Source organism: Candidatus Cryptobacteroides sp. (assembly GCF_056207615.1).
Genome location: NZ_JBAEER010000124.1, coordinates 1 through 6239, shown reverse-complemented (window position 1 = coordinate 6239; position 6239 = coordinate 1). Strand labels below are relative to the sequence as shown.

Sequence of the window (6239 nt, the reverse complement as noted above, 5' to 3'; positions counted from 1 at the left end):
CGCGAGGTGTATTCGCCTCCCTTGAGCAGTTCGCCGCGAAGCAGACGCTGAGGGAGAGAATGTCCAATCACGATCAGCTCATCGTCGCTGATTCCCGCGTCCACGCCCATCTTGTCGAGCATGTCGAGTATCGCCTGGCCGCGGTCGCTCTCCTTATGGGTGAGACGGCTCACGCCCTTGATATGGTTCTCGCCCTGACAGAACGCAGCCAGCACGGCCACGATAGGGAAAAGGTCAGGGCAGTTGGTACAGTCGGTCCTGAACGCTGAGAGAGGAGCACGCTGCACATGTACGGTGCCCATGTCTCCGTCTGTCTGCGAAAGGCTCGCACCCGCGTCCATGAGTATGTCCATGATGGAAAGATCGGCCTGGAGGGAAGTCGTATCGAGTCCGTCGATGTCCACGCTTCCGAAGACCGCACCTGCGACGAGGAAGTTCGCAGCAGCGCCCCAATCGCCTTCGAGATCGATGTCCGCCGCCTTGTAGTGCTGATTGCCGCGCACCTTGAAGTCGATCTCGGTGCAGAGAGACCAGTCGCCCTCGCTCTCGAAGAAATCCTGACCGCCGAGCATGTCGTTCGCTGTCTTGATGCCGAACTTCTTGAGCACGTCGAGGGTAATGAACATATATGGGATGCTGGTAGGCTCATGTACGGCCACGGTGGTGTTCTTCGCTGCGAAAGGAAGGGCCATAAGAAGTCCGCTCACGAGCTGTGAGCCATATTTTCCGAGCACGTCGACGCGACCCGTGTTGAGCGGTCCCTCAACGGTCAGAGGAACGAAGCATCCGGATGAGGCTTCCGCCTCTGCCCTACCCTCGACTGGGTCTGAGACGACCTTTGCGCCGAAAGAGGACATGATCGCAGGAACGCCGTCGAGAGACCTGTTCACGAGGGTCTTCTCTCCGGTGAGGTGCACTGGGCCATCACCGAGCTGCGCGGCGAGCGGAATCATGAGACGGGTAAGAAGTCCCGACTCTCCGACATGGATCTCATTCACTCCGAGCTTCTTCGCTGGTGCATCCGCAGATGCGACTCCGGCGGCGATTCCCTTGATGGTGACGGTACCGTCCTCGAGCTTCACGTCAGCGCCGAGCATCCTTGCCACCTTGAGGGCAGACTCGCTGTCCTCGCAAGGAGTATAGTGGTAGAGATGGGATTCTCCGTCCGCAAGGGCCGCAGCGATGATGGCGCGCTGTGCGAAGCTCTTCGAAGCAGGCATTCGCAGGCCCTCGGCCTTGATGAACGCCCTGTCCCCATAGAGTTCTTCCATCATCTCAGATGCCACCCACTGGCCAGGAGCTGCTGATTCCTCCTCATTGTATGCAGCATAGGTATATGGAGCACCGCATGCAAGGCACGCGATACGCGACTGGCGTCCAGCCTCACCCATGCAGAATGCAAGGAGGCCGTACGGCTCATAATCGTTGTAGAGGGAAAGCACGTTGTCCATGTCCTCCTCGCTCTTCGCGGTGGTCACGATCTTGACCATGTCCGCACCATGGTAACGGCACTTGTCCACAAGGGCCTTGAGGGCTTCATGGGAGTCAGTAGCCTCAAAGTCATGGTATGAGCGGATGAACACTGCGCCACATTCGTGGGCAGCCTGACGGACTCGCTTCGACATGGATTTCGGAGCGCCGAGCTCGATGTCCACGAAGCTCGCACCGGCCTCCACGGCCTTCAGGAGCCTCTTCTCCGCCTGATCGACGGTCACGTCCGGAGAGATTCGGCAGGTCGCCACGAGCGGAACGTCCGCACCCATGAATATATCTTCGATCTCACGCATGGTGAGCTCGCATTTGTCAAGTCTTATCTCGGCCATCTCGCAGAACTGGAGCGCGTCCATGATCTGCTGATAGTTCCTGTTCTGCAGTACAGTACAAATCATTTTCTACAGTGAATCTATTTCAAGTTTACGTACCGGAGTATCTCCGATTCGGCTCATCAGGACGAAGCTTACGCTGTTTCCCTGAGCCTTCTTGTCGTGGTGCATGGCTGCCTTGAGCTGCTCCACAGGGTATGGACACTCTGCAGGCAGACCACATGCAAGGATGTCTTTGCGAACCTTGGCTGCCAGGCCTTCCTCTGCGATTCCGAGCCTCTCCGAGAACTCTGCGGCAAGGACCATTCCCATCGCGACGGCCTCGCCGTGAGGAACCGGTGCAGGTATCTTCCCCTCTGCCGCTTCCTGCTGGGAGATATGCTCGATAGCGTGTGCGAAGGTATGGCCGAGGTTGAGCTTCTTGCGCTCTCCGCCCTCACGGAAGTCCCTCTCGACGATACCGGCCTTGACAGAGACGGCCGCTTCGACTATAGAGGTAAGCTCTTCGGATGCTGCACTGACCTCCCCTGCATTGTATCTGGTGAGGAAGTCGACAGCCCTCTCATACCAGCCACCATCCTCGATGATGAAGGATTTCAGGACCTCAGCCGCACCGCAGAGGAATTCCTTGCGGGGAAGGGTCTCGAGGGCCTTTGAGGCAATGAGGGTAAACTGAGGGAGGGTGAAGGTTCCGACCATGTTCTTGTACGAGTCGAGGTTCACGCCTGTCTTGCCACCGACTGCCGCGTCAACCTGAGCCAGAAGGGTCGTCGGCACGTATGCGCACTTGATTCCCCTCTCATAGACCGATGCCGCAAAGCCGACGACGTCGGTGGTGATTCCACCTCCTACGGCAAGCACGAACGAGCTCCTGTCCGCATCTCCCTGAAGCAGCCAGCGACAGATCGAGACGACTGTCTCGAGGGTCTTGTTCTCCTCGGAAATCTTCAGAGGCAATGCCGCCCTGAACTTCTCAGACGGGATACGCGCGATTACCTCCGCCTCGGCAAAAGCCTCGACATTGGCGTCATACACCACATACACGGAACCATATTCCTGAAGGAGCTCCGCAAGACAATCGGCAGTTTTAGATACGACAATTCCTTTCATAATGCTAATAACTTACAAATATAGTAATTAACTTTGGAGGTAAACCATCGAGCCATGAAAACATCACGTATCATCGCGTTCTTGTCAGTCGTCCTCGCGGCGAGCTGGTCATTATCCGCACAGCAGAGCGGCGCAACCGCATCCGCAGACAGCACAGACATTGAACTGTTCCGTATCTATGAGGCCAAGATCCGCCATCAGCCGATACCGACAAAACGTTTCAGCAAAGGTGACGCTCTGACAGTCGGGGCGTTACTTGAGACAATCATGACGGATGGCGGGGCATCGGCAGAGACAATGACAGTCAATGCAATCCATAAAGAAGGAGAAGACAGCTACGTCATCACCGGCAAAGGCGGAGTCTTCAATTTCGACATTGCCGAGGCAATGCTCGAAAAGGACGCGAACGGTGAATATAACGATATGAAAAGCCAGGAGAACCTCGTACTGACAATCCATAACGGCAGCGAAGCCTCCCTGGTCCTCCATATACGCTGCCACAGATGCACACAAAGCGCAGCGTACTTCAGAGTCTCGCTGATCGCAGTTGGAGAAGAGCCTTTCACATCCAGTCTCATGGTGGTGTATGATCTTGAGGACAACTCCGAAAGGCTGGCTGAACTCGCCATATTTGAAGAGGAAGCCATAGATGCATGGAACAACAACACGGAAAGCATTGACCAGTACATTTATGTAAGCAGCTGCCGCGAGCGGTTCACTCTGGACTTTTATGCAGGTTCAGGTCAGAACCATGTCCTACGCTCCGAATGGTTCGATGCCTATACAGACTTCTCGAGGCTGATGACAGTCACCAGGGATTCTGTCTGCATCTATGGGCCTATGCTCACCGCCCTGGAACATCTCGGCAACCCGATCGAAAAAACCTACTTCGAAGGGCTCATCGCATGGAGCGAAGGCAAAGGCTATCTGGAGGATGATTTCCTCACCAAGATGAAGACTCCCGACAAGGACCTCACGGTCGGCTACACGCTCGAAACCCTGTTCAACGTTCCCGAGAACAGCGTCACCGGCATGTCTCTTTTCCAGAAGAAGGGAAAGAAATATACTTCCTCAACCCTGGATGACCAGGGAAAGATCTGGAGCACAAAGATCAGCGACATATGCAGTGGAGACGCCACGGCTGTCTTCAGATACTCAAGGAACGGCTCCGACCTCAAGGATGTGTCCGACAGTTCCTCTTCATGCTGGGCGAACACAATCGTCCTCAGAAGCGAACCCCTGGACAAGGGAGCCACCATGGTCAGCATCATGATACCGAACTTCATCGGAGATGACGACAAGCATGACCTGACCCTTAAATCAAACACACCTGTTTTCCAGACCTTCACATTGCGGAACGGGAAGCAGTCCATCCTCAACGAAATCCATGACGAGACCATCAATATCCTTGAGGCGCTCAAAGCGGACAAGGTGACGAAGGAAACACTTTTCAGCTGTTACAATATCGGATACGACTTCAACGATTTCGGGCTGTACAACAAGTCAATACCATTCCTGAACGTAGCCAGATATACATTGGACACACAGTGCATCATCGAATTCATCAACGGGCTCGTAAACAGTGGAGACCCAAGGGCGCTTGAGTTCATAGATGCTTATCTTGCACAAGTGCTCCAGCAGGATCCTGACGGGACAACACTCAGAGACCTGAATCGTTTCCTCAACAGGAGGAGGGCATATACACTGATTGAACTCGGCAGGCTGGAGGAGGCAAAGAACGTGCTCCGGACACTCCTATGGGATCCGGAGACCAAAGAGTACGCCGAAGGGGAATTGGAGTATATACGATCTTTGGAAGAAGACCAATAATACACAGCAGATTACATCCACATTTTCACATTTCCAAAAAATGGCTATATTTGCAACCTCTACTGAGGCATAAGCCTACCGCGCCCAGATGGCGGAATCGGTAGACGCGTTGGTCTCAAACACCAATGCCGCGAGGCGTGCCGGTTCGATCCCGGCTCTGGGTACGAAAAAAGGCGAGGAGTTTTCCTCGCCTTTTTTCGTGCCCTGGTGGCATCTACCTCCCTAGGGCTAGTATCTTGACATAAACTGAACTAGTTTTCTTCTTTCTCGACGGTAATCACGATGCCTTCTGACTCATACACGCCGCCGTACCAGTGGCCGTCACCCTTCTCCACCTGGGTAAACTTGCCCAAAGGAGCCTGCTTGGACTTGTACAGCCCGTTCTCCTCGCCATCGACATCCTTTAGGGAAAGCCTATCCGGATAGCCCATGTCGCTGTCGGAAATCAGGAACTTGCCGTCAACACCTGTCGTATCCTTCTGACCGTATCCGTCATGGGTAGAGACTTCTATCCCGGCGACCGGGTCGCCTTCCTCGTTGACCACCTTTCCGGAGATCTTGTAGTCCACATGTGGACAGCCGTACTCGACCCTGCCGATGCACGATGACGCCATCGCAGTGAAGCCAAGAAGTCCGAGGAGATATTTTGTTGCTCTTTTCATTTCGATGCCTGTTACCCGATATAGATGCAGCGTCGCGGAGAAACGTTGCACGATGTACACAGATGGTCGCCGGCTTCGGTGACTAGAACTGGAAATAGATGAAAGGCTGGAAGCCTGCGGTGACGAACTGGTAGAGAAGGAACACCACGACCACCACGCAAAGGCCGATCACAGGGATAGGAAGAAGAGCAAAATTGATCCTGTACCACCTCTTGAACCTCGCAGGAAGAAGGTGTATCACCAGGCCAGCCACCACCAGTGCGAAGACCTTCCAATAGGCTATGCACACGTCAGGGATGATGCTGACGTTCCATGGGCTTCCTATCTGCGCGACCATGCTCTTGGCGGTATTCCACGCGACCTCATTGGCAACCGCCGGGTCGAGATTGGAACCGCTGCGGAAGAACAGGCGCGTGAAGGTGATGAAGGTGAAGGTCTGGGTCACCGCCCATATATTTCCGAGCTTCGCGGTCCAGCTCTGGGAAGCTCCGCGATGGTCGAGTCCCTTAGGGTTGACGCCCTCTGCACGAGGGTTGATATTGTGGTACACGAAGCGCAATGCCGTAACGAAGGTGATGGTCGCCATCCACACGAAGAAGAGGTTCCAAACAGGACGCGGATTGGTGACCTTGACGAAGCCGAGGATGCAGAGGACGAATGCGCTGAGAGCCATTCTGAGCCACCAGGCCATATCCTTCCACACCTTGTAGATTATCATTCCTATGCCGTTCAGACCACCCCAGATAAGGAAGTTCCATGACGCTCCATGCCAGAGACCTCCGAGGAGCATAGTTATGAACGAATTCAGGTTCGC

4 protein-coding genes, 1 tRNA gene and 1 pseudogene are annotated in these 6239 nt (G+C 54.7%); 2 read left to right on the top strand and 4 right to left on the bottom strand.

From position 1 onward, the window contains the following. Window positions 1-1889 (bottom strand): type I 3-dehydroquinate dehydratase (locus AC06ND_RS07405; protein ID WP_475678350.1); only part of this gene is annotated, 1889 nt, incomplete at its 3' end. 3 nt (window positions 1890-1892) lie between these two features. Continuing rightward, on the bottom strand, window positions 1893-2933 hold the full coding sequence (locus AC06ND_RS07400) for a 3-dehydroquinate synthase (protein WP_475678349.1): 1041 nt from the start codon (window positions 2931-2933) through the stop codon (window positions 1893-1895). A 54-nt stretch (window positions 2934-2987) separates the two neighbouring features. On the opposite strand from AC06ND_RS07400, the gene AC06ND_RS07395 reads away from it, so the two are divergent. Both AC06ND_RS07395 and AC06ND_RS07390 read left to right on the top strand, forming a co-directional pair. Then, on the top strand, window positions 2988-4763 hold the full coding sequence (locus tag AC06ND_RS07395; protein WP_475678348.1) for a tetratricopeptide repeat protein: 1776 nt from the start codon (window positions 2988-2990) through the stop codon (window positions 4761-4763). Between the two features lie 82 nt (window positions 4764-4845). Further along, a tRNA-Leu gene (locus AC06ND_RS07390) sits at window positions 4846-4927 on the top strand. Between the two features lie 87 nt (window positions 4928-5014). On the opposite strand, the gene AC06ND_RS07385 is transcribed toward AC06ND_RS07390, so the two are convergent. Next, window positions 5015-5425, bottom strand: a complete 411-nt coding sequence (locus AC06ND_RS07385) for a radical SAM-associated putative lipoprotein (RefSeq protein WP_475678347.1) — start codon at window positions 5423-5425, stop codon at window positions 5015-5017. An 82-nt stretch (window positions 5426-5507) separates the two neighbouring features. After that, a pseudogene (locus AC06ND_RS07380) lies at window positions 5508-6239 on the bottom strand (MBOAT family O-acyltransferase); the annotation flags it as partial.

What these genes read in the sequence shown, in the direction of transcription:
- AC06ND_RS07395 (WP_475678348.1), top strand. Translation starts at nt 2,988, where the DNA reads ATGAAAACATCACGTATCATCGCGTTCTTGTCAGTCGTCCTCGCGGCG.
- AC06ND_RS07385 (WP_475678347.1), bottom strand. Translation starts at nt 5,425, where the DNA reads ATGAAAAGAGCAACAAAATATCTCCTCGGACTTCTTGGCTTCACTGCG.
- AC06ND_RS07400 (WP_475678349.1), bottom strand. Translation starts at nt 2,933, where the DNA reads ATGAAAGGAATTGTCGTATCTAAAACTGCCGATTGTCTTGCGGAGCTC.